General features: G+C 57.5%; 1 protein-coding gene. It reads left to right on the top strand.

Annotated elements, in window-relative coordinates; all coding sequences use genetic code 11:
- Positions 1 to 162: 162 nt before the first annotated feature.
- On the top strand, positions 163 to 902 hold a 740-nt coding region (locus tag QQJ79_RS15445; RefSeq protein ID WP_284223819.1), incomplete at its 3' end, for an alcohol dehydrogenase catalytic domain-containing protein.

Genomic DNA, 902 nt, shown 5'->3' with positions numbered 1-902 from the left:
GTTGCTTTTCCTTGCGAAGGCGGTTGATGGTTTTGCCGACAGAGGGCGGAGTGAGGGCGTTTTGAGTCATTTTTCCTATTGACGGGATAAAAATCCAATATATTGTACAAATCGTTAAGTCCAGTATATCGGATATTTTTCCATTTTCCAGAGGAAAACATCATGTTCACCATTGCCAAAGCCAAACCAGAACGCGGTATCTGGTTTTCAGAACAGCCCCCCTTGCCTGCACCGGGCCGGGGCATGGTCATGGTGGATGTGGTCATGGCCGGAATTTGCGGAACCGATTTTCATATCTTCAAGTGGGATGCGTGGTCGGCGGGCCGGATCAGAACCCCCATGACCATCGGGCACGAATTCGTTGGCCGGATCAGCGCAATTGGCGAGGATGTGGAAGGCTTCACCATTGGCGAGCGGGTCTCGGCGGAATGCCATATTGCCTGCGGGGCTTGCGCCCATTGCCGAACGGGCAACGCCCATATCTGCGAAAAGACCGAGATTATCGGGGTGGACCGGCCCGGCGCCTTCGCCGAGCAGGTGATTATCCCGGCCGGGAACCTGTGGAAGGTGCCGGATGCCATCCCGGATCATCATGCGGCCGTGTTCGATCCGGTTGGTAACGCCATGCATATGGTGACGACGGCGGGGGTAACCGCCCGCGATGTGCTGATTGTTGGCGGTGGACCCATTGGCCTGTTTGCGGCGGCCATTGCCAAGGCCCATGGCGCGCGCAGTGTTTCCCTGCAGGAGCCCAATCAGGCCCGCGGCGCCATTGCCGCCAGTCTGGGATTGGACCTTGTTGTCAGTCCGCGGGATGAAAACTGTAAATCCAGTATCGTGGAAATTTGTCAGGGCCGGGGCCCCGATGTGGTGCTGGAGGTAAGCGGTAACGGCAAGGCGCT

Source organism: Brevundimonas denitrificans, from assembly GCF_030160755.1.
Classification (GTDB): Bacteria; Pseudomonadota; Alphaproteobacteria; order Caulobacterales; family Caulobacteraceae; genus Brevundimonas; species Brevundimonas denitrificans.
Note: the sequence above shows the minus strand (reverse complement) of the source record. Positions and strands in the feature narration are given on the sequence as shown.